This window comes from Candidatus Neptunochlamydia sp. REUL1 (assembly GCF_963457595.1).
GTDB lineage: Bacteria > Chlamydiota > Chlamydiia > Chlamydiales > Simkaniaceae > Neptunichlamydia.
Map to the genome: position 1 here is coordinate 706,767 of NZ_OY735137.1, position 23,827 is coordinate 730,593.

The window sequence follows — 23,827 nt, forward strand, 5'->3', positions numbered from 1 at the left end:
TTACTTTCCTTTTGCTGACTTACCAGCTTTCTTACGAACATACTCATCAACATATCGGATCCCTTTTCCTTTATAAGGCTCGGGAGGCCTCTTAGCGCGAACATCTGCAGCAAACTGCCCAACAAGTTGTTTGTCCACTCCTGTAACTTTGATAAGCGTGCTTTTTTCAACAGCCACTTGAATTTCAGAAGGGATATTCACTTGGGTCGGGTGAGAAAACCCAAGTTGCAGATCAAGGACAGTTCCCTTGACTGCTGCTCTGTATCCAACACCAATTAAACTCAGTTGTTTTTCAAATCCTGTGCTGACCCCAATAATTGCATTGTTGATTAAAGACCAGTGGAGGCCGTACATAGGCTTTGGGAGGCCGCTCTTCTCATCGTACTGTACCGAGATCTGCCCTTCTTCAACTTTGACAGAGATTCCCTCTGGAATATTTCGCTTAACGGTGCCTTTGGGACCTTTCACCTCTACTTCAGCTTTAGAAGCCTTAATTTCTACCCCTTTTGGAAGAAGAATGGGTGTTTTAGCTAATCGTGACATGTTACTTATTTCCTAATTTTACCAAACAAAACAGAGGAGTTCTCCACCTGTTTTCATTTCTCTTGCTTTCTCTCCATCTAAAACTCCAGAGGGTGTCGATAGAATTGCAATTCCAAGACCACTGAAAACTCTAGGGATTTCTTGGTATCCTACATAGTATCGAAGACTCGGCTTTGACATCCTTTTAAGACCATGGATCACGCTGTTTCTTGTGTTTTTAATGTACTTAAGAAAGACACGGATCTGGCGCTTCTTCTCATTCACAAGAAAATTATTCACATAACCTTTGTCTTGAAGAACGGCAATGATGTTTTTGTTCAGCTTGCTGCATCTTACATCAACATATTTATGTTTTGCATCTTTAGAATTTCGAATTCTTGTAAGTAGATCTGCTACTGTATCGGTTACTGACATCTTATCCTCTAATTTTCACGCTTATATGGAAGGCCGAGCTGCGTGAGTAGCTCAAGGCATTCTTCTTCTTTTTTTGCCGTTGTAACAAAGGTGATATTCATCCCTTGATCTCGTTTTACATTATCGAGGTTAAGCTCTGGAAACATCTGCTGATCAGGCAACCCCAAAGAATAGCTTCCTCTACCATCACCCTTCTTGTTGAAACCACGAAAATCACGAATACGAGGGCAAACGATGTTTGAAAAACGGTCTAGAAATTCGTACATCCGCTTCCCTCTAATGGTCACCTTCAATCCAACTGCTTGCCCTTCACGAAGTTTGAAGTTCGCGACAGACTTTGTTGCTCGGGTTACGATAGGCTTCTGTCCTGAAATAAGCGTAAGCTCTTTTACACAATCTTGAATGATATTCTTATCTTTTACAGCCTCTGCGACTCCCATACTGATGATAATCTTTTTCAGCTCAGGAATATTCATCGGGTTTTGATAAGAGAATTTCTTTTTCAAGGACTCTCTAACTTCTTCTTCGTATCTCTTCTTTAATCTAGACATGTTATGCCTTCACAGGTTTTTTAAGGGTTCGATGGCTAACTTCTTTTCCATCATTAATATAAACGAGCTCTTTTGAGCCATCTTTGCCCATTTTCACATTCAGCTTGATCTTTTTTCCGTCACCATCACATAGAGCTACATTTGAGATGTGAATAGACTTCTCCAAACTCACTATTTCAGACTTTTGTCCTTGTTGACGTGCCTTCGTATGTCTTTTTCGGACATTGACTCCTTGAACGAGAATACGGCTATCCTTCTTTGCAAGAACTTCACCTACTTTCCCTCGGTCGTTTCCATTGAGGACGAGGACTTTGTCCCCAATTTTGATCCATTTCTGTTTCATTTCTAACGTTCCTCTTTAAATCACTTCGGGAGCAAGTGAACTAATTTTGATAAATCCTTTATCTCGCACTTCCCTAGCAATAGGTCCAAATATGCGAGTGCCCTTTGGGTTTTGCTTATCATCAACAAGGACACAGCTGTTATCGTAAAACCTGATCATTGTTCCATCCTTGCGGCGGATATAGCTCTTTGTTCTAACGATTACTGCCTTAATGACATCACCTTTCTTGACGCTTCCCTTTGGGTCTACTTCTTTTACTGAGCAAACGATTGTATCGCCCACATAGGCATACCGTCTTCTGGTTCCACGAAGAACCTTAAAGCACTTAACTCTCTTGGCTCCGCTATTATCTGCTACTTCTAATTCTGTTTCTTGTTGAATCATCGTTTCTCACTACTTACATTTTTTTATGAAAGGACGTCCACTACAATCCAGCGCTTAAGCTTCGAAAGAGGACGGGTTTCTTGAATCCTTACCCTTTGACCAGCCTTAAGGTCACTTTTTTCGTTGTGCGCGTAGTATTTTTTGCTTCTTTTTACTACCTTTTTGTAACGTGGATGAGCAATTGTTCTCTTTACATTGACCGTTACAGTCTTATTCATCTTAGCTGAGACAACAATTCCTTCTTGTACTTTCTTTCTTCCTTGAGCTTCCATAATCTCTTACGCTGATCCTTGGTTCTTCTTTTGACGCAAAACAGTTAGGATTCGCGCCCGATCTTTTTTCTTGCCTTTCAGTTCGTGGGGCTTCTCTAGTTTTCTCGATACGCGAAGTTCATTAGTCAGCTCAAAAATATCTCTGCAAATATCCTCATACTGACCTTCAAGCTCTTCAACTGATTGGTTAATAATTTCTTTCATCTTTAACACTTTCGCCTCCTTAGACTCTTTCAACCCTCTCTACAAAGCGCGTTCGATACGGAAGTTTCGCTGCTGCTTTGAGAAGGGCTTTCTTTGCTTCGTCTTTTGAGACGTTCGCAACTTCAAATAAAATTCGTCCTGGCCGAGCAACAGCAACCCAATGGTCTGTTCCCCCTTTTCCTTTACCCATACGGGTTTCAGCAGGCTTTTTAGTAATTGGCTTATCAGGAAAAATACGAATCCATACTTTTCCTTTTCGACTAAAATAGCGGGTAATTGCAACCCGGCATGATTCAATCTGCTGGTTAGTAATCCGTCCGCGATCAAGAATTTGCATTCCGAAGTCACCGAACTCAACAAACTGCCCACCCTTGGAGGTTCCGCTCATCGAGCCTTTCTGTTGTTTTCTAAATTTCGGACGTCCCGGTATCAGTGCCATTGCGATATTCTCCTAATTCCTTATGCGTGGTCTTCGCCTTTATTGATCCAAACTTTGACCCCTGTTGAGCCATATGTTGTTTCAGCTCGCGCTGTTGCATACTGGATGTTAGCTCTCATTGTATGAAGAGGAATTCGCCCCTCTTTATACCACTCAGTTCTGGCAATTTCTGCACCGCCAATCCGTCCAGAAATCTGAACTTTAATTCCAGCCGCTCCAGCATCCATTGTTGCTTGGATCGCTTTCTTTAGTACTCGTCTAAAGGCGACACGCCTTTCTAGTTGTTTTGCAATACCTTCAGCTACTAGCTTGGCGTCTAGATCTGGGCGTTTAATTTCTGCAACTTCAATCCAGATATCTTTGCCGGTTAGCTTCTTTAGATCTTTTTTAATCGTTTCAATTTCAGCCCCTTTTTTCCCAATAACGAGACCAGGTCTTGCAGTGTGAAGGGTAACTTCAATCTTTTCACTCATTCGCTTGACAACAATCTCAGCTGTGCCAACACAACAAGGTTTCTTCATGAGGAAATTACGAATCTCCCGATCTTCAAATAGGTGCTTTCCAAATTCTTGCTTGTTAGCAAACCAAACAGATTTCCAGTTTTTCTTAAGAGCGAGTCTAAATCCTGTCGGCGATGTTTTTTGTCCCATGTTTCCTCGTTAATTTTCCGTTCCAACGATGACCGTAAAATGGCTCATCCGTTTCAAGATAGGCACACGCCCACCTCGACTCTTCGATTTTGCCCGTTTCATTACAGGACCAACATCGATGCGCACTTCTTTTACTTTAAGATCACGCCGTTGAACGCTATAAAGTGTCTCTGCGTTCGCAATGGCACTATCAAGGGTCTTTTTTAGGAGGCGTCCCCCTTTCAAATTCGAATAAAGGAGTTGAAGGAGAGCTTCCTCACAGGCCTTTCCGCTAATCAAGCCAGCTGCAAGGCGTGCTTTCCTTGGGCTGATTTTGACGTATTTTGTTTTGGCTATCGCTTCTCGCATTGTCATATCCTTTACTTCTTAACCGGGTGGCCTTTAAAGAGCCGAGTAGGAGAAAACTCTCCCAATCGGTGACCGACCATATTCTCAGACACAAAGACTGAGATAAATTTCTTACCATTATGAACTTCGATCGTATGTCCAATCATTTCAGGAATAATCATCGACCGTCTAGACCATGTCTTAATCGGGTTTTTTGACCCTTCATCATTCTGTTTCAGGACCTTCTTTACTAGGTGGTGATCCACAAAAGGACCTTTTCTTAAGCTTCTACCCATTATTTCTTCCTTCGGTCTTTCACGATCAGCTTCTTCGATTTCTTCTTCGATCGGGTGCGGAATCCCTTAGTCTGCATTCCCCATGGAGTTTGTGGAATATATCCATTGTGACGCCCTTCTCCACCACCATGTGGGTGATCAACAGGGTTCATTGCGGTCCCTCGAACTGTTGGACGAATCCCTTTCCAGCGCGATCTACCAGCTTTCCCTTCAACGCGAAGAGCGTTTTCAGCATTGGAAACAACACCAAATGTCGCACGGCATGTTTCTCTTATCATTCGAACTTCGCCTGATGGCATTTTGAGGGTTGCATAGCCTCCACTACGTGCCATCAGCTGTGCTGACAGCCCCGCTGAGCGAACAAGCTTAGCTCCACGCCCAGGATATAGCTCAACATTGTGGACTGTTGAACCAAGAGGCATACTCTTAAGCTCCATTGAACATCCAGGCTTAAACGGGGCTTTGTCTCCAGACAGAAGAACGTCTCCCTGTTTAATCCCTTCAGGGGCGATAATATAGCGTTTTTCCCCATCACGATAATTAAGTAACGCGATATGAGCAGAACGATTTGGATCATACTCTACTGAAGCAACTTTTGCTTCGATTCCATCTTTATCTCTTTTGAAATCTATAAGCCGATAAAAACGCTTATGGCCTCCACCTCTATGACGGCACGTGATGTGACCATGATGGTTTCTCCCATTAATACGCTTCTTCGGAACCATAAGAGACTTCGTCGGCTTAATGGTCGCTCGCTTCCCTTTGACTCTAGTCAACTGACCGAAGCTAGGGAGAACTAACTTTCTCTGTCCGGGTGTTGTCGGTCGAAATTTCTTAACCATTGTTTCTCCTAAACTGCATCGTCAATTGTATCACCACTCTCGAGCGTGACGATTGCTTTTTTCACTGCGGCGCGAAAACCTTTGAACCCTCGAACACGACGTTTCTTTGGTTTCATATTGATGGTATTCACACCTTTCACTTTTATCTTCTTTTCCTTGTAGATCTCTTCAACTGCGCGAGAAATCTCATTCTTATTCGCATTTCTATCAACGATAAAGACAACCTTAGGGCTTGTGCATTTGGCTACGCATTTATTGCTAACAGAATGCTGGAGCCCTTCAAGAACAGTTGTTTTTTCAGTGACATGACGGGATTTGATGACGTGGTAAGGGTTTCTCTCTTTCATCTACTTTCCTCCCATTGCGCTTAAGAGTTGTTTTTGAGCAGAATCAATGACAACCACTTCTTGAGTTCTCATTAAATCGTACCCGCTAATGCTTGAAACTGGCATAAAAGTCGCCCCTGGAATGTTTCGCATACTCAGGTAAAAATTGGTGCGATCTTTCTGCGTCTTATCTCCTTCGTCACAAAGGAAAAGAACTTTCTTGTTATTAAGACCCGCCGCATCTAAAAATTTGCAAACCGACTTGGTCTTTGGTTCTTTCAGGCCACTCAGCTTAAGAAACCTGATCTGTCCATCCGTCACCTTTTGAGCAAGAAGGTAGTGAATCGCTGCTCGCCTTTCTTTTCGGTTGATACGGACATGTTGATCAAATTTTGGCTTTGGACCAAAAACAACAGCTCCTTTACGGTAGTGCGAAACCTTCACACAACCTTGACGGGCTTTTCCTGTTCCCTTTTGAGGATGAGGTTTGGAATTAGAAAGAGCAATCTCAGACCGCCCCTTCGTGTTGGCGCTCCATTGGCGTGCATTCTTCCGCACAGCAACAATATAATCTTTGATCAGTTGCGGATTAACAGAAACCTGAAGAAGGCTTTCTTCAACGGAGACCTCTTCAACCTCTTTTCCTTGTAAATCGTATTTTTTCAGCTTCGGCACAGTCTATTCCTATTTTTTTGCAGGTGTTTTCTTTACCGATTTCCGGATATAAAGGAGGCTGTTCTTTGCTCCTGGAACAGCCCCTTTGACTAAAATAATTTGTTTTTCAGCATCAACACGGACCACTTTGAGGTTTTCGGCAGTAACCTTCTGTGATCCCATCTGTCCAGCTTTTTTAACTCCTGGCAAACTACGGCCTGGTGTACTTCTCATCCCTGTCGATCCTGCGCTACGGTGAAAGCCTGACCCGTGAGAAGCCGGTCCCCCAGCAAAGTTATGACGTTTGATAACCCCTTGAAATCCCTTCCCTTTAGAGGTGCCACACACATCTACAAACTCAACATCAGTAAAGTAATCAACTCCAACTCCCTGACCTAACTCGTACTCTTCAGTATTATCAATTCGGGATTCTAGCAGGTGACGTCTAGGCTCCACCTTAGCACGCGCAAAGTGACCAACAAGAGGTTTTGAGACATTCTTCTTCTTGGACTCAGGAACTTTCACAGCTCCAAGTTGAACTGCAGAATAACCATCCTTTTCTTGATTCTTCACTTGGACGATCACGTTGGGCTCGGCGGCAATGAGCGTGCAGACTATAAGGTTACCCTTTTCATCGTATACACGGGTCATTCCCCTCTTTTTGCCCATCAGCTTTAGTGACATATTCATTTCCTTTTCTCGAATTTCGATTCGATATTGTTTACACTATTGAGCAACAGCGGAGTCATCAAAAATGATACCACGCTATTTATGGCTAAAGCGGAAAGGTTATCAAAAGGATCTATTTTGTACAATCAAAATTTCCGACTTCTTGAATTTTCTCAGCATTAAAGAAATTCTGTATTGAAGGGTCAACGCAATCTTTGGTTGAATATGCAATGATGATTAGCACCAAGAACATGACAATTAAAGATGTTAGGAGACCCCATTCCCGACTCTGAAGCCGCGCTCTCATCGGTATATCTCTCCATTTGGAAAGTATGGTGACATGATTCGAAAAAATTCCCTTACCTCTGAATCCTTATCGTATCCCATTGAAATGAGACCAAAGGAAATGCTTGTAAAGTGTAGCATTTTAAGAAAAGGGCGAGGATACGGAACACCCTTAATATGGGTTATAAAACTCATTGTCACCCACCCAAGAAATGCTGAATGAGAAATTAAACTCACTTTTAGGTGTTTGTATTCTGTTTTTTTTACAATATCCGGGTTGACCCTCCTCAATCTTTGATACTTGATAAACGCTGCGCTTTCTTTCCTTACTGCATGTTCATAGAGAACCATCCGAGCAAGACACCCTATCCCTTGAAGAGACTGAACCCTTCTCTTTGTAAGGTTGACGAACTTCTTCTCGCGAAGCCAAATGAAGATTTCCAAAGCATTGGCAAAAGTAGAGAGCGCCTGATAGCGAAGTTCAAGAGAGTTTTTGAAGTTCCCTCCTCTTTCTACCACTTTTTGAATCCTCTGTATTTCTATATACAAATAGGGAATACGCATGAGCCCAACAAAGTAATCCATAACAAGAAGCACCGGAATAACCCCCTCCGCAAGACCTTTATTGGGGATATGCGATGAAGAGAGGTATGTTTGGTGAAATAACTCTCTTGACAAACCAGGAGGAAGCGGCGGGGTAATTGCAATATACATTTATTATTTTAATCTCCGGGCTAAAAAAACCCTCCGATTAGGAAGGTTTTTTTTAACCACTCTTATGCCGCAGGAGCAGTAATAAATTTATTAATCGCCACCAAAGCAGTGCTACTTACCTTTGCGAAGTTGTAAACCCATGGCTTGAAATTCTTGTTCACGCCAGGAACGGTAACCTTATCCCCGAATGCAGTAGCCAATCCCCCCATTCCATTGAGGAAGAGAGATCCCGTGCTCGCCAGAACAATCAGAGTTCTCTGAGTGAGAGAGTTCTTATTGCGCCCAGTTCGACTGTGTACCTCAGGGAAGAAGACTTCTTCTGAAATAGTCATGATTGCTCCGATAAAGCTAAACCCACTCTTCAGGTATCCAAGCCCTTTGACTCGACCTGATAGGTAAGCAACACCCCCAAAAGCTCCAATAAACTTAAGAGCTGCAAAAGTGTCAGCAAAAAGCTTGATAACAGCAAATCCGGCTTTCCAAACATTGCGCATATTGAAGTCCGTGATGACCTTCGCACTCTTGTCGATCAAACCACCAGTTCGTTCAGAAACTTTGGGCACGCAAAGGAAACTATCAAAGGATTTTGCAAACTTCCCTAAAGCCCCGAGATCTGTCTCCGCTAAGATGTCATATCCTAAATCGATAAGAGTTGTCGCCGTCCCTTCCACTAATCGGACAAACTCACGAGAGTCAGAAAAGCTTTTGAGAACGTGCTTCAGCAGCCAGGTTCCATCATCTGCCATCCATTTGTCTTTGTTGGCACCTACGTGCACTTTTTGAGCAAATAGAACTCCAGTTAGCGCAATAAACAGACCGTTGAAGATGTCATTAGAGTTTTCTAATACCTTCCCCATATAGGGGTTCTTCATAACGCGCCCCCCAAGGCCACCAAGCTCAGCTTTTGATAGAGTAGAAAGAAGCGCCATCACCTTCACACTCATAGTAATCACCTTAGCTGCTTGACGATAGGTCAAATCGCCTAAATAAGCACTATCAAAGTCTGCTTTATTAATTGCGACATCCTTACGCAAAGATTCATATAAATTATTAGTCTTATAATCATTTTTACGTAATTGGATGTCATAAAGATCAATCCCTAGACTCACTAAGCCCGCAGTTGCGCCATAAGCTTTCACCATTGAGCTTGGCCCTGTCTTAAGAGCTCCTACTGATTTCAATCCTTCATGTACCAAAACATAGGCGGAAAACATTTTTAGAAGCGTTGCAAACGAGCGATAAGCAACCCACCTATAGCGCTCGCCATTAAGCGTCATCTCAGCATTTGGACGGTGGACCCATCTACGATCTTCTGCATCCCTCTGCCCTTCTCGAACCTCTTGATTCTCCCTCTCCCCTTCTCGAATCTCTTGATTCTTCTTTTGACGCTCAGCAAGTGTCATCACATCGCTAACCCCAACAAAGATAGAACTTGAGACTTTTGCAAAATCTGCAAAAGTCCAAAATGTGATGAATTTGGCATTCATTTTTGATAGGTAAGGGTGGTTTTCAGGAGACTTCCCTAAAAGAGGAAGAACAACGCGTCCAGCCAAATAGGTTACGCAACCTCCAACCAGAAGAGCGCTTTGCCAGTCATTCATAAAGTCAAGTGCCGCACGGGGCTTTGAGACTGGATTTACAATGTCCATAATTCATTACCTATCGTTTTATTACTTTGATTGAGAGAAGATTATAGAAGAGTGTTAAAATAGTGTAAAGGCAAATGAATATTTTAATTTAAGGGACCGTTTAAGAATAAGTTGACTATTTGACTTAAGCGAGCCACAGGAAAATTAAGCTGAATAAGGACCACAATTCCCAATAGGGAAGGGCGACGAAGAAGCTTGATTTAGCAAAGGAACAGCCAGTCTAAATAGTCAACTTATTCTTAAAAGGGCCCTAAGAGTGGAGCGCTTTGAAACCCTCTTGTAAACTCAGAGATCGTGAGGCGCTTTTTTCCCTCTAGCTGGAGATCTAGAAGGGATAGATTGCCCACGCCACAGGAGACCACCCATTGGTCTTTTTGGTATTGAGGAACCTCAATCGTTGGAGTGGCCCGAAACAACTTAAGCCTCTTGAGCTTACCATTAACAACTACACTACACCAAGCCCCAGGCTTAGGGCTAAAGGCTCGTATTTGATTATGAATCGTCTCGGCGCTTTGACTCCAATCAATCTCTGCCATTGTTGCATCAATTTTTTGAACATAGGTTGCAAGAGTTGAGTCCTGCGGCGTTTTATGCTCATTATGGTAAGCATAATTTTTAATCACCTTAAGCAAGGTTTCTGCTCCGAGTGGTATCAATACGCTTTCAAGCTGTTCGCAATCCATGCCCGAAGGAATGGACACTTTCTCTTGAGCAAGAAGATCTCCGGCATCCATTTTCAACGTCATTTCAATAACTGAAACACCTGTTTCTTTGGCACCATCTAACAGCGCAAAACGAATAGGTGCTGGCCCTCGATACTTAGGCAAAAGAGAAGGATGAAGATTGATGCAACCATAGCGAGGAAGATCCAAAAGGTTCTGTTTAATGATTTCTCCGTAAGCAAAAACAACAAAGAGATCGGCACCAAAAAGACTTAATTTTTCTTCAAAGGCTGGCGTTGAGGCTTTGTCCGGTTGATATAGAGGAATATTAGGAAATTTTTCTAAGGCAAATTCTTTTACAGCTGAAAAAACCGGCTTGCCACTCCGACCACGCGGCTTATCACCCTTGGTGACGATGGCAAGAACCTCAACTCCATTTTCAACTAGAAACTCTAGAACTTCTGCGGCAATGGGAGGGGTTCCAAAGTAAACGATCTTCATTCTTCTAAAAGATCTTTGATGTCAGGAATTTTATTTCCAGGTCCTGCAGGCTGCAGACCAATAAGCCCCCGCTTCGAGCTTTTGCAAAAGTCGAGCCAATGGTTAACCACAGGGCTTTTGTCCACTTCATTTTCAACGCGCTTAAGAGCCTCTTGCAACTGAACTCCAGAACGATAGGTGAGTTTAAAAGCTTTAGTAAGGTTCTTTCGAAGCTCGAGATTAAAATTATGCCTTTTCAACCCAATCAGATTGAGGCCTGCAACACGGTAGGGAATCCCTGCCCCTAGCGTATAAGGAGGAATATCGTTAGTAATCCGGCTGAGTCCGCCTACCATAGAGTAAGCTCCTACTCGAACAAATTGATGGATTGGGGTCATTCCTCCAATATTAGCATAGTCTTGAATCTCCACATGTCCAGCGAGCATTGCTCCATTTGCCATAATGACGTGATTTCCTACCTTGCAGTGGTGAGCAATATGACAGTAGGCCATGATCAAACAATGATCCCCAATTTCAACGGTTGAGCCTTCGTCGCACGAGGAATTGATGGTCACAAATTCGCGAATCTCGCAGTGCTTTCCAATTTTGACATAGGTAACTTCCCCATGAAATTTTTTAGCCTGGGTTTTAGTCCCGATACTTGCAGAGGGATAAATAGTAGTGCCTTCTCCAATTGTCGTGTATCCATCGATGTAAGCGTGGGATTTAATTGTTACATTGTCGCCTAGAATCACATTCTTTTTAACAATCGCATAAGGTTCTAAAGTAACATTGTCTCCGAGCTGAGCCCCTTCTTCGACAATCGCTGTAGGATGGATATTAGACATGAATGCGTTTCCTAAATCTGTTCAAAACTAGTGAGTGCAAATCCGATTTCTGCTTCGACAGCTAGCTCCCCAGCAATTTTTGCTTTTGCTTGGACTTTTCCTCCCTTAGAACTCAAGTGCTGTCCATGAACATGCATAGTAATCACATCGCCAGGTAGTGCGGGGCGACGAAACTTTGCCTTGGTTACACTCAGAAGAACGGCTGTTTTCTCTTGGAATCCCTTCTGATGAATAAGAATTCCTCCAGCCTGAGCCAACGCTTCTAAAATCAAAACTCCTGGCATAATAGGGGCCTGAGGAAAGTGCCCTTGAAAAAACTCTTCGTTCATCGACACACACTTAATTGCTACAATGTTGTTAGTCTCTAAATCAAGCTCAATGACTCGATCTACAAGAAGAAAAGGATACCTATGAGGAAGAATATCGCGAATCTGCTTGATATTAAGGATCGTTTTTGAAGTGGAGTCTTCGGTAGACATCAATGATTCTCCATAGTGAAATTACTCACAAGCTCTTTTGCAAATGAGGTGTTAGAAAAGTGACCTGATCGAATGGCAATGATATGGGCAATGAAAGATTGTCCAACAAGAGAAAGATCCCCAATGAGATCTAAGATCTTATGGCGCACCATTTCGTCTTTATATCGGACTCCCTCCGGATTCAAAATCGAATCTCCTTTAATAATCACAGCATTGTCGAGGCGTCCTCCCTTGATATTCCCTTTTTCAATTAAAGGAACAACTTCTTCATAAAGAGAAAAAGTTCGCGCAGGAGCAATCTCTTCTTTATAAATTTCTTCGTTGAGATGAACGGTGAAGAACTGCGATTTCAAAAGCTCACACGTTGGGTAGTTCAGCGTATAACTAATCCGGAACTCCTCGGAAGGAAGAGCGACAAGATGAACATCTCCCTTTGACCAGAAAACAGGAACTTCTAAGTGATGGATTTTTTTTGTTTTGCTCTGAGAAACAACTCCCGCTTTTTCAATGAGCTCAACAAAGGGAACAGCACTTCCATCGCAACTGGGGATCTCTGGGCCATCAATTTCGATAATAAGGTTGTCAATTTCATAGGCCTTAATTGCAGAGAGTATATGTTCTACAGTTTGAACTTGAAAATCCTCTGAACCTAATATGGTACAACGCGGTGTTTCACACACGTAGTCAACAAACGCTGGGAGCGTTGGTTTGTCAGGAAGATCCATTCGTTGAAATACAACCCCTGTTCCTTCGGGAGCAGGCCGAAGCTTGACTTCAGAACTTACTCCAGTAAAGAGGCCTGTTCCAGACAGGGAAACAGAATTTTTTAAGGTGCGCTGATGTTTTCTTGATGTGGAATATTTATCGGAAGATGCCATGAAGAGTCCGGTTTAAACGTTTGAAAGTGAGCAAAATTAATTCCCTTCAGCTTAAATCAGATTCCCGTTTTTCAGCAAGGGGATTCCTTAAAAAGACCAAGGAAACTAATGATATCAAAATAATAAAAGCATCACCCCAGAAAGTATAAAGGGTTGAGTAAGAATAGAGGTCAAGTGGAATAAATAGAGCTCCTTTTTCCAGTTCAAAACTCCCATCACCATTCTCAAAACGCGCAACGGTCCTCCCTAGACTATCTACACCAGCTGTAATTCCTGTATTGCACGCTCGAAGGAGAGGCACCCCATTCTCTATAGATCGAATGCGTCCATGGATATAGTGCTCCTCAGGAAGACGAGAGTAGGGATACCATCCATCATTGGTCACACTAACGAAGAGTTTAGCCCCCTTCACCCTCCCCTCTCGCATGACGTGAGGAAAACACTCTTCGTAACAAACTGACAAACTCATGGGATGTTTTCCCCCAATTACCTTTGCCTCTTTTCCATGGGTGAAAAAGTTTGTAATGCCATAGCGAGCCACTAGAGGTTTCAAAAAAGTAAACGGGAGATATTCAGCTAGGGGAAGAAGAACTCTTTTTTCATACCGGGTTACTGCTCGTGTTCCCTTGGACGAAAAATGGAAGGCTGCATTGTAGTGGTCTTTTCCATCTTTAGAGTCCAGCCCCATCACAAGCTCTGCCTGGAAGTAGTCTGCAAGCGCCTGCGCCCAAAAGGAATTGCTTACGTACCACTTTCCCTCCCTCTTTTCAGCAAAGGGCTCAACAAGAAGGGACGACAAATCTCCAAGCTCTCCTTCCATAAAAGGGGCCATATCTCTGAATGCATAGACTTTTGCGTGCGATCCAAAAGGAAGCGCATACTCCGGAAGTACAATGAGATCCAAGTTCTTATCGCTGTGGTTTTTTAAATAGGTAACGATCGAATACCACTGAAGATAAGGATGTACAAAGCGATCTTCTTTTCCGTAATAATAATCTTTTTCATCGGGAAGTAGCGCCGTCTGAACAAGTGCCACATGGTATGGGCCTTCTCGATCCTTCCTCTCATGAAAATCTAAATGAAATGCTCCAAATAAATAGGGGAAGAGGAGAACCCCTCCATAGGTCAAAAGGACACGTTTGTTTCTTCTATAGCACAAGTTCACCCCAAATAAGTTGATCGCCATCACTAAAAAGGAGAGACCAAACACTCCAATAACTGACGCCAATTGAGAGGAAATATTAAACCCTGTTAGAGACAACCCAATGGGGTTCCAGGCGAATCCACACAAAACAAAGAGGCGGCTCCACTCTAATAGGGTCCAAAGAGCTGATATTCCCAAAATACGCCGAAAGGAAATCGGCCCTTTTTTGGGGAGGAAGAGTGACAGTATTCCAAACTCCGCTCCAAGCCACAGTGCAATCCCTCCATAGACAAAATAGATATAGGTTCCTTGATACGTTGGAGACGCAAACCAGGAGAGCTGCACAAGTTGCACGGCAAAAAACCAAAGGGCAGAGACAATATAGCGAGCTTTCTTAGACCGAATACGCAATAGCGCAAACCACATGAGCGCTAAACCAAAACTACTTGCAAGGGCAGAAAGAACAGGGCTAATATGAGGTTGACCCCAAGCAAAAAGAGCCCAGCTGATAAGAAATAATACCACTGTAATCATTTACTCGCTCGATAGGGTTGAGGCCCAACAAGGAGGTAGAGAAGCGCTCCAATTAACGCTAAGTTTTTCAGAAACACTCCGAGTTCCTTATGTAAACCAACGCCAATTTCAAACCAAAAGGCATGAAAAACAATCGTTGTTGGAATAAGAAAGAGAAGGAGAAACAAAGCCCCCCATCTTACTTTAACCCCAAGGAGGAGGAGAAGGCCTCCTGCAATTTCTAAAAAGGTTGCAATCCCTAGAAGGGTCGACGCACTCCCCACGAGAAACTCATGCGCTTCACTGCTAATAACAGTCCCCTCAAGATGCATGTACCAGTTCGAAAATGTTGTTGCAAGGGCATCAACAGTCCCTTGCCAATTCATGAGCTTTCCCGCTCCAGCAAAGAGAAAAATAAGACTTAAGAGACTACGTGCGATGTAAATCATTGGCTTTGTCATATCAGGAATAATGGCATAATCCCCCATTTTGTTCCAAATTTCGCTTGTGAACCAACCCGGCCTGTTGCCGCCTCCCAGACCTCACACAATCGAATTAATATACAACCAACTTATTATTAGATAGTTAATTAATTTTCCACACTTATCGTCCATGGTAAAGCAGCAATCTTAAGTAACTCGCAATAATTTCTACAGTAACTAATATTAATCACGCTGTTTCTATAAAAAATAATTATAAAAATACATTAATAGTAAATTAACGGAGGAAAAATGTAGCTACCTATTACGAGTAGTTTAAGAACTGCTGGGACAAAATATGGGGAACCTTCTTCTCATAATGGGAATTAAAGGGCAACGCTTAGCTAAAATTACTGAAAATGCTTGGACAGGACTTCCTCTACATAGAACGGAAGATTCGCAAGTAAAATGGAACAGATTCTCTCAGGAGGTTCAGGGAGCCGATCATACGAACATTGGATTTCCATTTACTAGCGAAGATGGACGTGAAGATTACATCCAGTTCGCTTGTTCTTCCTTTTGCTCCCCAATCATGAGTGCCAAAACATCGCTGTCCTATTTTGGAGTAACCGTGGGTGCGGGGCATATCATGGGCAAACCCGCTTTCATCAATATGTACAATTGGCTTTCCCAAACGTTTATATTCTGCGATTTTTCCTTGAAAGATTTGTCTTTTTGTTTCGCAGGCCTTGGGATGGTTGAGCGTTTTTTTATAGCTAATTCTTAGCCTCTTCATGGCACACCGAATGCCAGAAGTGCTTACGTTGAGACGATGTGCTTGTTCATAGTTGAAGGCATCAGGGTATTTCTTGATATCCTCCATCAAGATCTCTCTATCAATCTTTATTGCAGGTCTGATTTTAGTGCGCCTCGGCTCTAACCTCTTAGACCAGAAAAACACACTATTTACACTTACTCCAAAGCGTCTTGCTACTTGGGCAAAGCTTAATTTTTCTTTGCTTCGGATCGATAGAACTTTTTTTCTAAAATCTAGCGAATATGTCATTCAAAAAATTATAACTAAAACGAAATGTTTTAGCTATACTGGTTTGGAGTAGCTCAAATAGTTGCCGGGTGCATTGCAGCTCCTTTTTCGGGAGGAACTTCTACAGCCTTAATAATGTCTGGTGCCGCCACTGTCGTATCCGTAACCTCAGACTCTTTGAATAATATGGAAAATTGGGAACAAGACTTAAATCGTCGCCAAGGCATGTCTCCCGAAAAGTCTTCGTTAAGACTCCCCTCAAGAAGACGTAAAAATCAATCATTTAAAGTAATTTCTGCCTAGATCAGATCATCAGTAAAAAAACATAATTTAGGCCAAAAGAAGAGAAGGCTTTTACAAAAGCCTTCTCTTAAGACAGACAAGATAAATTTCTTAGGTAAGTCCTAAGGGGTTATCTTGGTCCACCGCGTCCACCACCATGAGGCGCACGGCGTTGTTGCTCTTTAGCTTCATTGACAACAAGAGCTCGTCCGTGAAACTCTTTTTCATGAAGATCTTGCATCGCTTTTTCTCCACCTTCACGTGATTCCATTTCAACAAAACCGAATCCGCGAGACTGTCCAGTTTCTTTGTCTTTAATAATTTTTAGGCTCTTGACTTCGCCACATTCTGCGAACGCAGTGTGTAGTTCTTCTTCTGAGCATTCACGTGCAATATTAGCAACAAATAGTTTCATAGTATCTTCCTATATTTATTCGATCCAGGTGACCGTATGGTACTTGGTTTCATCAATTTGATTTTCTTTCTTAGCGACATAAACCGCCGCTACTGCGTCTCCTAGTATATTCACAACCGTTGCAAACATATCTCGAAGACGGTCAATTCCAGCGACTAAGGCTATCCCTTCCAAGGGAAGACCCATCGCATTTAGTACGATTGAGAGCATCACCAAACCACTTCCTGGAATTCCTGCCGTACCTACGGCAGAGACTAGAGTTGTAAACATCAAAATTATGATGTTGGTAAAGCTGACATCGATTCCATATGCTTGAGCAATAAAAATCGCCAGCACAGACTGTCCTATAGCCGTTCCATTCATATTAATGGTCGAGCCTAGGGATAGAACAAACCCCGAAATATCCGGAGAAAGCCCTAAATGGTCCCGAGCGCACTCTAAGTTGACCGGGAGGGTCGCAGAGCTACTGCTCGTAGTAAACGCTACAATAATAGCATCTTTCATCCCTTTAAAGAAAGGAGCAATCTCAAGCTTTGCTAAATACTTGAGAGAGAGTGTAAAGATAATTGAAACTTGAATTAAACAGGCGACAAAAATACATCCAATTGCCCAAAAAAGTGGGAGGATAATCTTGGAACCCAGGGCTCCTACAGCTGTTGCCATCAGAGCAAAAACTCCATAAGGAGCAAATTTCATCACCACGTGGGTTAGTTTTGCCATCACTTCGCTAAGAGATTCAATGAACCCAAGAACAGGCTTAGCCCTTTCTCCCGCCATACTAATAGCCAGGGCAAAAAGGATGGCAAACACGATAATTTGTAAAATATTTCCTTCAGCAAAAGCTGCAAAAGGATTTGAAGGGACAATAGCAAATAAAAAATCTATTAAGCTGAGGTTGCCATCACCTCCATGACCACTCGGAAGAGGAATTCCTAAATGCATTCCAGGTTTTACAACCAAAACAATAGCTAGACCAATGGTAATTGCTATAATCGTCGTTACGACATAAAAGAGTACCGTCCGCAGTCCAATCCTTCCGAGCTTCTTGGGATCACTAATATGACACATTCCCACAACAAGCGACGAAAAGACAATTAACCCCACAAGCATCTTAAGAAGGTCAATGAACGCCTTCCCGACCATCGATAGAATTTCCACCTGCTTGTTTAAGATCAAGCCGGTGATCACTCCAAGAACGAGTCCTATTAAGATTTTAAGCCAAGGTTTCATCGTAATTCGTTACTATGTTTGTTCATGATTCATATATCCTTTGTATGGTGGAAAAGAGCCTCTAACGAGGATCCGTTGAAAAGGTCTTTACAAAGGCATCCAGATTTCTCTGAAAAGCCCTTTTATAAACACTCATTTGGTGAAAAATGGTAAGCATCTGTCGCTTTCTCCCATTGAAGAATTACAATTTCACTCGAGTATAGCTTATTCTACAAAAAAAATCTAGAGAAGGTGCGCAAGCAAAGGCTTGCACACCAAAAAATGATCCGTAATTAGAAACGCATCGCGTCATAAATGAACCTAGGAAAAGCAGTCATGGTACTCCAAGTCCAGGAAAATCCATTTCCAAGAATGGAAAGGAGTTTTTTGCTATTTGCCTGTTCTCTGACTAGATCTAGCTGCGCTATACCTAGATCTCGCACTGCATTCGCACGCTCAAGCTCAACCCGACCATAATCATCTGCTTTTCTATTAATCTCAGCCACATTTCCTTCATGTTGCCCAACAGACACCTCATAGTTCTGTTCAGCATCGTAGCCAAAAGCCACGAAAATGCGCCCCAACGCCTGAATGACATTGCTAAGGGCCGCAAATGAATCTGCTGGAAGCTTTGCGAGTTGATAAAGCTGCGCAAGCCTTCCCTCTGCTTGTATATGCTCACCCACACGCGCTTCTAGCAGACCAAGGTCTGGGTCTGTCCCAAGAACCACCACAGCGACTCTATCAAGCATGTCTGCTTTGTTTTGAACAACTGCCTCCGGAGCTGCTTCAAGAAGTCGAACACGCTCCGCAAACAGATCGTTTTGTTTGCTTGCTTCGTCTAACAGTTTTTGGAGCTCTTTTTCCCTTTCACCTGCAACTTTTTCCGCTTCCCCCAACAGTCGTGCATGCTCGACTTTGAGTTCATTATTTGCGCTTTGTTGGCCCAATAAAGCTTGCTCTGTAGTAACCTGCGTTCTCCGCGCTTCTTCAACCTGTTTTTCTAAAAGCTCAACTTGCGCTCCAAGCCGCTCTTGTTCTTCTCCTGATAAATCAACTAATTCTCGGTGCTGGATCTCTAGCGCAGCAAACGCTTTTGTTTTTTCTTGCAAAGCTAACTTCAAGCGGCCAATTTCATCTGTATGAGCAGGAATTCCCTCTCTTTCTAGCTCCTCAATGCGGTCTTGAAGCGCTTGCGCTTCTTCTCCGAATTGCTTTTGAGCTGCTTCTAACTCCTCCGCGCCCCTTTCAACAGCTGCAGTAGCCTCTGTTAGCTCTTGGACAAAGGGCCCAACAACTTCCTGGTAGCTTTGTGCTAATGCAAGTTTTACACCTAGTTTATCGATTCCAGCTTGACGCTCCCTTCCATCAGCTGCTTGTTCAAGAACCTCTGTCGCCTTGAGCTCTTCGAGTTCCTGTTCCAAACGAACAATATACGCAGCCAATTTACCTGGAGAAATATTTAATACCTCATCTCTAATGCCAACCTTAAAAGTTAAGACTTCAATGCGTCCGGCAGACTCTCTACCAAGCTCTTTAAGCTCTATATTTCCTCTCGTAAGCCCTGCGATCTCTCCTTTCTGCTCATATGCATGCGTGACAAACTTCACAAACATGTCCCGGTATGTTAGAGATTCCGCCTCTCTTCCCATTTTTGTATTTGATACCCGCCTGATATTATCCTCAGCCCAAAACTTAAGCGGCTGACCTAAAATTAGTGCTTCTGCCATAACCTTCTTCTCTGTGTTAAAAAAATTGATTGCCAATTTAAAATTAAGGAAGCATTAAGAACAAGAGAAAAGAACCTCTTATCCTAAGTAAATGTATTTTTTTGAATTCAATTCGAAATATAACCAATTCGTTTTAAGCACGTTGGCGAAGAACTTCATAGAGAAGAAGGGTCGTTGCAGTAGCAACATTTAAGGAGTCAGCAGCGCCATGCATGGGGATACTAACTTGGATATCTGCTTGCTCCAGCCACTTTTTGGAAAGGCCCAGTTGTTCGGTCCCTACAGCCACGGCAATAGGGCCGGTCAAATCGGTTTTTGTAAAAGTCTCTGGAGCGTCGGGCGTTGCTGCTACAGTTTTAATCTTGTGATCTTTTAGCCATTCGATCGTTTCCTTGCTACTGACTTCAACAACGGGTATGGTAAATAGGGTCCCCACGCTTGCGCGCACAACATTGGGGTTGAAAATGTCGGTACAGCGGTCACACACGAGAAGGGCATCAACACCTGCTGCATCACATGAGCGGAGAATCGTTCCCAAATTTCCTGGTTTTTCAATAGATTCTGCAATCAAAAAAAATGGAGGGTGATCTTTTGAAACCTTATAATCGAGATCCTGCAGAGACAGGTGTGTTTGCGTTGCAATGGCTAAAAGACCATCGGGACGATCACGATAGGACATCTTTTCAAAGACCACTTTGCTCACTTCCATGACTCCGACTCCCTGCCCTCGAATTTTTTCGATCAGAGCAGACTCGTTAGTCCCCAAAAAATGCTCGGGAGAGAAAAATAGCCCAATGAGCGGTACTCCACCTTGAACGCCACGTAAAAGCTCACGATACCCTTCAATCAAAAAGGACTGCGACCGATCTCTTTCTCTTTTGTCGCGCAGCTTAACGGCTTGCTTAACCCGCGGATTCTGCAAGCTGGTAATGATCATCTTATTGTACATTGCTCCCTCCCCTCGCATAGCAACCAGTTGGTAGTGTATATGAGGAGTTAGAAGGGATGAGCATTTCACCGGAGTCTAGATAGAGAGAGGGAAAGTAATCTTCAAGGAGATGCTCAAGTACTTTTGGAGTAAGTCCCGGGGTATGACAGGTAAGAAGAATGAAGGAGGGCTTGGGTTTGAGGACTTGGCGACAGAGGGAAAGGAGCTCGGGAAGATCGTTTTCGATTTTGAAGACTTGCCCCTGCGCCCCCCGCCCAAAACTGGGGGGATCGAGGAGAAGCCCATCATAGGTTCGATTCCGCTTCACTTCTCGCTTCAAAAATTTTAAGGCGTCATCAACGATCCAACGAACCGGCGCCTTTTCTAGGTTGTTGAGTTTTGCATTTTCTCGAGCCCAATCGACCATTCCTTTAGAAGCATCGAGATGGCAAACGCTGTGTCCCTGCTTTGCTAAGTGAAGGGTTGCAGCACCAGAGTATGCAAACAAATTCAGCACTTCTGAGGGTTTGGAAAGTTTTTCATCCATCCACTCCCAATGCTGGGCATGCTCGGGAAAAAGCCCAAGGTGGCCAAAGTCTGTCGGGACAATTTTAAAGGTGAGGGTTTTATACTCAAGATTCCACGATTTTGGAATCCCCTTCCAATCTTTTCCCCTCTTAAAGGTCGCATGCGCTCCTTTCCACAGTTTTGGCGCCTTTGGCTTCCAAAGGGCTTGAGGGCAGGGGCGTGCAAGGGAGTACTCCCCAAATTGCTCGAGTTTTTGCTCATTGCCGCTGTCGATTAAAGCATAACTCATGAAAAAGGCTCGGTGTCATAATTTAGAAAGCGGTAAAGCGAAGCGAGGAGATAGGTCACAGCATAGTCAATGACGAGCCCTCTCTTCCCTGCTGAGTGTTTGATAGGAAGGAGACCCGTAAATGTTTTTTCAGGAGTGACAATTGCCATCCAAACGGTTCCTACAGGTTTATCAGGAGTTCCTCCTGAGGGGCCTGCGATGCCTGAGGTGGTCAGGATATAGTCAGCACCTGTGAGACGCTTTACTCCTTTTGCCATTTCAGTCACAACTTCTGGGCTCACCGCTCCATGGGTTTTTAGAGTTTCTGAAGAAACACCAAGGGCAGATTCTTTGAGGTGATTGGAGTAGGAAACAATGCTTCCTAAAAAGTAATCAGATGATCCTGCATGGGCTGTGAGCGTAGACGCGATTTTTCCTCCAGTGCACGATTCCCCTGCTGCGAGCGTCTTTTTATGATCGACCATCCACTTGTGAAGAGCGACTTCGATCCTCTTGTTAGATATAGAATAAACATGCATTCGAAATTTTTCGGCAATTTTGTCGCGAATAGGAGGAAGGATCTTTGCATCTTCAGCATGAAGATAAACGGAAAGAACACCATAACTCGGGCAGATCCCGATTTGTACCCCAGGATTCTCTTTTTCTAAAGTCCGCAAGTAAGGATCAACTTGTTGCTCGGAAAGAAGCGCTAGGTAGAGGGTTTCAGTGGCATGTTTCTTCAGAGAGTGTTTTTCTAAATGAGCTACGACACACCCAAGCATCGATTCCATTTGGGAAGGCACTCCTGGAAGAACCATCGTTGTTGCTTCTCCTTCGAGAATGAACCCAGGTGCAGTCCCTAGTGTATTCTGAATGATTGTTGCCCCTTTAGGAACCATTGCCTGGTCTTTTAACGTAGGAAGATTAGCACCAAATCGTTTGATTAAATCGGCAGCAATCTTCTCATCGTAGAAAAGGGAGGTCCCATAGATTTCAGCAATGATATCGCGCGTCAAATCGTCTCCTGTGGGACCGAGCCCTCCAGAAGTAATCAAAAAGGAAGAGCGTTTCATTGCTTCTTTAATCCCTTCTTGCAAAAGAGTGGGCTCATCAGGAAGATAAGTAACACGATCTACCGCAAAACCATGGCTCAAAAGCTTTTGGGAAATCGCACTAGCGTTGGTATTTACAGTGTACCCCGATAATAATTCATTACCAATAGAAAGGATTTCAATGCTCATAATGACAGCCGGAAGTGTTCGAGTTGAGGATGGACTTTTGCCCACACTTGGGATTGTTTCCCCAAGCGAAAGGTTGCGTTGAGTGGTTTTCCTTCAACAATAAATGGTGTGGGAGTAGTGTGGGCTCGCATCCACTTGGCAAGGGTTTGAAAAAGCTGTGTATTGGGATTTTCTCGGTCTTTATAAATTTCAATAAGGTCGTTATCGACTGAGTTTGAATAGAGCTGAGGGTAAGAGAACTGAAGGCCCCATGTTACAGCTTCTTCCGAATGGACCATTGAGTGAAATGCTTGCTGCTGAGGTGAAAAGGTAAAGTGATGAAGGCTGAGTTGAATTACAGGCTCCTTAGCTTTGATAATATATTTTCCTTCTTTTACCTCCATAGCATAGAGCGCTTTCGGATTTGCTGAAAAAGCGGCTGAAAAAAAAGGCTTTAAATATTTTTCATCTGGGATGAGCCCCGCCTTAATCGTTGTAATATAATCAACGTAGCGAACAAGAAAGTCTTCGATTGAGATCCGAGCCGTTTGTATATCAACGAGCTCAGAGACGTTGTAGATTGAAAAGGAAGGAAGGGAACTCAGTAGAGCTTGCATTTCACCAGAGTCTAGAAGAGCTCTGTGAGAAAGCCACTTAGAGGCTTGTAAATTACCTTCAACTTTTGGATGGCTGAGCCGCATGATTAGGATCCCTCTTTACTTTTTCGATAAGCGTCTGAACTAAAAGAGTAGCCACACCAAAGAAGATGAGCATATCAGCTACGTTAAAAACAGGGTAGGAATAGTTCCAAAAAACAAAATGAAACATATCAACAACAGCGCCGTATACAAAGTAATCCACAATATTTGCAGCGGCACCCACAAGGATCATAAGAAAGGGAATTGTTCGCCTGCGCAGCTTATTTACAAAAAAGGTATAGATGGCAAGCACCAAGATAATCCCTATACGAACGCTCAAAAGGATCATAGGATAGGAAGAAAAAATCCCCCAGGCTCCCCCTTTATTACTCACAAGGTTGATGCAAAAATCAATCCCCAAAAAATCTTTAAACACCCCAATTCCACCGTAAGGATAAAAGGGAGACGCGTGCTGCATCCCGATAAGGTGATGTTGCACCCAATATTTTGTGGACACATCAAGCGCAAAAAGACAGAGAGCTAGCAGTGTTAAAATCCAAACTCTCCCCTTTCTCATCG

The 23,827-nt window shown here is 43.2% G+C and carries 32 protein-coding genes; all 32 read right to left on the minus strand.

Features of this window, described 5'->3' with window-relative positions; genetic code table 11:
• Positions 1-543, minus strand: coding sequence for a 50S ribosomal protein L6 (gene rplF, locus R2I63_RS03995; protein ID WP_316359111.1), 543 nt, complete (start codon positions 541-543; stop codon positions 1-3).
• A gap of 18 nt (positions 544-561) precedes the next feature.
• Positions 562-957, minus strand: coding sequence for a 30S ribosomal protein S8 (gene rpsH, locus R2I63_RS04000; protein WP_316359113.1), 396 nt, complete (start codon positions 955-957; stop codon positions 562-564).
• Positions 958-965: 8 nt separating this feature from the next.
• Positions 966-1,508, minus strand: a complete 543-nt coding sequence (gene rplE, locus R2I63_RS04005) for a 50S ribosomal protein L5 (protein WP_316359114.1) — start codon at positions 1,506-1,508, stop codon at positions 966-968.
• Between the two features lies 1 nt (position 1,509).
• Complete coding sequence (rplX, locus tag R2I63_RS04010; protein ID WP_316359117.1) at positions 1,510-1,851, minus strand: 50S ribosomal protein L24; 342 nt, start codon at positions 1,849-1,851, stop codon at positions 1,510-1,512.
• Between the two features lie 15 nt (positions 1,852-1,866).
• Positions 1,867-2,235: a 50S ribosomal protein L14 gene (rplN, locus tag R2I63_RS04015; RefSeq protein ID WP_316359119.1), complete on the minus strand. Its 369-nt coding sequence runs from the start codon at positions 2,233-2,235 to the stop codon at positions 1,867-1,869.
• A gap of 23 nt (positions 2,236-2,258) precedes the next feature.
• Positions 2,259-2,507, minus strand: coding sequence for a 30S ribosomal protein S17 (rpsQ, locus tag R2I63_RS04020; RefSeq protein ID WP_316359122.1), 249 nt, complete (start codon positions 2,505-2,507; stop codon positions 2,259-2,261).
• Positions 2,508-2,513: 6 nt separating this feature from the next.
• Positions 2,514-2,711, minus strand: coding sequence for a 50S ribosomal protein L29 (rpmC, locus tag R2I63_RS04025; RefSeq protein WP_316359744.1), 198 nt, complete (start codon positions 2,709-2,711; stop codon positions 2,514-2,516).
• Between the two features lie 19 nt (positions 2,712-2,730).
• Complete coding sequence (rplP, locus tag R2I63_RS04030; protein ID WP_316359125.1) at positions 2,731-3,150, minus strand: 50S ribosomal protein L16; 420 nt, start codon at positions 3,148-3,150, stop codon at positions 2,731-2,733.
• A gap of 20 nt (positions 3,151-3,170) precedes the next feature.
• A complete protein-coding gene (gene rpsC / locus R2I63_RS04035; RefSeq protein ID WP_316359127.1) occupies positions 3,171-3,800 on the minus strand; it encodes a 30S ribosomal protein S3 in 630 nt (209 codons plus the stop codon).
• A 9-nt stretch (positions 3,801-3,809) separates the two neighbouring features.
• Entirely contained in the window at positions 3,810-4,148 is a 339-nt protein-coding gene (gene rplV, locus R2I63_RS04040; RefSeq protein ID WP_445083676.1) for a 50S ribosomal protein L22, read from the minus strand.
• Positions 4,149-4,159: 11 nt separating this feature from the next.
• Positions 4,160-4,423: a 30S ribosomal protein S19 gene (gene rpsS / locus R2I63_RS04045; RefSeq protein WP_316359134.1), complete on the minus strand. Its 264-nt coding sequence runs from the start codon at positions 4,421-4,423 to the stop codon at positions 4,160-4,162.
• Positions 4,423-5,265, minus strand: a complete 843-nt coding sequence (rplB, locus tag R2I63_RS04050; RefSeq protein ID WP_316359138.1) for a 50S ribosomal protein L2 — start codon at positions 5,263-5,265, stop codon at positions 4,423-4,425. The genes rpsS and rplB overlap by 1 nt, the downstream gene beginning before the upstream one ends.
• 8 nt (positions 5,266-5,273) lie before the next feature.
• Positions 5,274-5,612: a 50S ribosomal protein L23 gene (gene rplW, locus R2I63_RS04055; RefSeq protein WP_316359140.1), complete on the minus strand. Its 339-nt coding sequence runs from the start codon at positions 5,610-5,612 to the stop codon at positions 5,274-5,276.
• Complete coding sequence (rplD, locus tag R2I63_RS04060; protein WP_316359141.1) at positions 5,613-6,266, minus strand: 50S ribosomal protein L4; 654 nt, start codon at positions 6,264-6,266, stop codon at positions 5,613-5,615. It abuts the gene before it with no gap.
• 9 nt (positions 6,267-6,275) lie between these two features.
• The gene (gene rplC, locus R2I63_RS04065) at positions 6,276-6,929 is read right to left on the minus strand and encodes a 50S ribosomal protein L3 (protein WP_316359142.1); all 654 of its coding nucleotides are present in this window, start codon (positions 6,927-6,929) and stop codon (positions 6,276-6,278) included.
• 288 nt (positions 6,930-7,217) lie between these two features.
• Complete coding sequence (locus R2I63_RS04070; protein WP_316359143.1) at positions 7,218-7,913, minus strand: hypothetical protein; 696 nt, start codon at positions 7,911-7,913, stop codon at positions 7,218-7,220.
• Positions 7,914-7,975: 62 nt separating this feature from the next.
• Positions 7,976-9,562 carry a hypothetical protein gene (locus R2I63_RS04075; RefSeq protein ID WP_316359146.1) on the minus strand — a complete coding sequence of 529 codons (1,587 nt, stop codon included), beginning with the start codon at positions 9,560-9,562 and terminating at the stop codon, positions 7,976-7,978.
• 239 nt (positions 9,563-9,801) lie between these two features.
• Entirely contained in the window at positions 9,802-10,725 is a 924-nt protein-coding gene (fmt, locus tag R2I63_RS04080; RefSeq protein WP_316359150.1) for a methionyl-tRNA formyltransferase, read from the minus strand.
• On the minus strand, positions 10,722-11,552 hold the full coding sequence (lpxA, locus tag R2I63_RS04085; RefSeq protein WP_316359153.1) for an acyl-ACP--UDP-N-acetylglucosamine O-acyltransferase: 831 nt from the start codon (positions 11,550-11,552) through the stop codon (positions 10,722-10,724). The genes fmt and lpxA overlap by 4 nt, the downstream gene beginning before the upstream one ends.
• Before the next feature lie 11 nt (positions 11,553-11,563).
• Positions 11,564-12,031 carry a 3-hydroxyacyl-ACP dehydratase FabZ gene (gene fabZ / locus R2I63_RS04090; RefSeq protein WP_316359156.1) on the minus strand — a complete coding sequence of 156 codons (468 nt, stop codon included), beginning with the start codon at positions 12,029-12,031 and terminating at the stop codon, positions 11,564-11,566.
• Positions 12,031-12,909 (minus strand): UDP-3-O-acyl-N-acetylglucosamine deacetylase, encoded by an 879-nt coding sequence (lpxC, locus tag R2I63_RS04095; protein ID WP_316359159.1) that lies wholly within the window; start codon positions 12,907-12,909, stop codon positions 12,031-12,033. Before lpxC ends, fabZ begins: the two co-directional genes overlap by 1 nt.
• Positions 12,910-12,955: 46 nt before the next feature.
• Positions 12,956-14,587, minus strand: coding sequence for an apolipoprotein N-acyltransferase (lnt, locus tag R2I63_RS04100; RefSeq protein ID WP_316359162.1), 1,632 nt, complete (start codon positions 14,585-14,587; stop codon positions 12,956-12,958).
• Positions 14,584-15,027 carry a DoxX family protein gene (locus tag R2I63_RS04105; protein WP_316359165.1) on the minus strand — a complete coding sequence of 148 codons (444 nt, stop codon included), beginning with the start codon at positions 15,025-15,027 and terminating at the stop codon, positions 14,584-14,586. Before R2I63_RS04105 ends, lnt begins: the two co-directional genes overlap by 4 nt.
• A gap of 397 nt (positions 15,028-15,424) precedes the next feature.
• A complete protein-coding gene (locus R2I63_RS04110) occupies positions 15,425-16,051 on the minus strand; it encodes an IS630 transposase-related protein (RefSeq protein ID WP_316359168.1) in 627 nt (208 codons plus the stop codon).
• Between the two features lie 391 nt (positions 16,052-16,442).
• Entirely contained in the window at positions 16,443-16,727 is a 285-nt protein-coding gene (locus tag R2I63_RS04115; RefSeq protein ID WP_316359170.1) for an RNA recognition motif domain-containing protein, read from the minus strand.
• Between the two features lie 15 nt (positions 16,728-16,742).
• Positions 16,743-17,957: a dicarboxylate/amino acid:cation symporter gene (locus tag R2I63_RS04120; RefSeq protein WP_316359172.1), complete on the minus strand. Its 1,215-nt coding sequence runs from the start codon at positions 17,955-17,957 to the stop codon at positions 16,743-16,745.
• Positions 17,958-18,229: 272 nt separating this feature from the next.
• Positions 18,230-19,666: a hypothetical protein gene (locus tag R2I63_RS04125; protein ID WP_316359174.1), complete on the minus strand. Its 1,437-nt coding sequence runs from the start codon at positions 19,664-19,666 to the stop codon at positions 18,230-18,232.
• Between the two features lie 133 nt (positions 19,667-19,799).
• Positions 19,800-20,615 (minus strand): TrmH family RNA methyltransferase, encoded by an 816-nt coding sequence (locus R2I63_RS04130; protein ID WP_316359176.1) that lies wholly within the window; start codon positions 20,613-20,615, stop codon positions 19,800-19,802.
• Positions 20,605-21,411 carry a class I SAM-dependent methyltransferase gene (locus R2I63_RS04135; RefSeq protein ID WP_316359178.1) on the minus strand — a complete coding sequence of 269 codons (807 nt, stop codon included), beginning with the start codon at positions 21,409-21,411 and terminating at the stop codon, positions 20,605-20,607. The genes R2I63_RS04130 and R2I63_RS04135 overlap by 11 nt, the downstream gene beginning before the upstream one ends.
• Positions 21,408-22,631, minus strand: a complete 1,224-nt coding sequence (locus R2I63_RS04140; RefSeq protein ID WP_316359181.1) for a nicotinamide-nucleotide amidohydrolase family protein — start codon at positions 22,629-22,631, stop codon at positions 21,408-21,410. The genes R2I63_RS04135 and R2I63_RS04140 overlap by 4 nt, the downstream gene beginning before the upstream one ends.
• Positions 22,628-23,311, minus strand: a complete 684-nt coding sequence (locus R2I63_RS04145) for a hypothetical protein (protein ID WP_316359183.1) — start codon at positions 23,309-23,311, stop codon at positions 22,628-22,630. The genes R2I63_RS04140 and R2I63_RS04145 overlap by 4 nt, the downstream gene beginning before the upstream one ends.
• A complete protein-coding gene (lspA, locus tag R2I63_RS04150) occupies positions 23,286-23,825 on the minus strand; it encodes a signal peptidase II (RefSeq protein ID WP_316359185.1) in 540 nt (179 codons plus the stop codon). The genes R2I63_RS04145 and lspA overlap by 26 nt, the downstream gene beginning before the upstream one ends.
• Positions 23,826-23,827 lie beyond the last annotated feature (2 nt).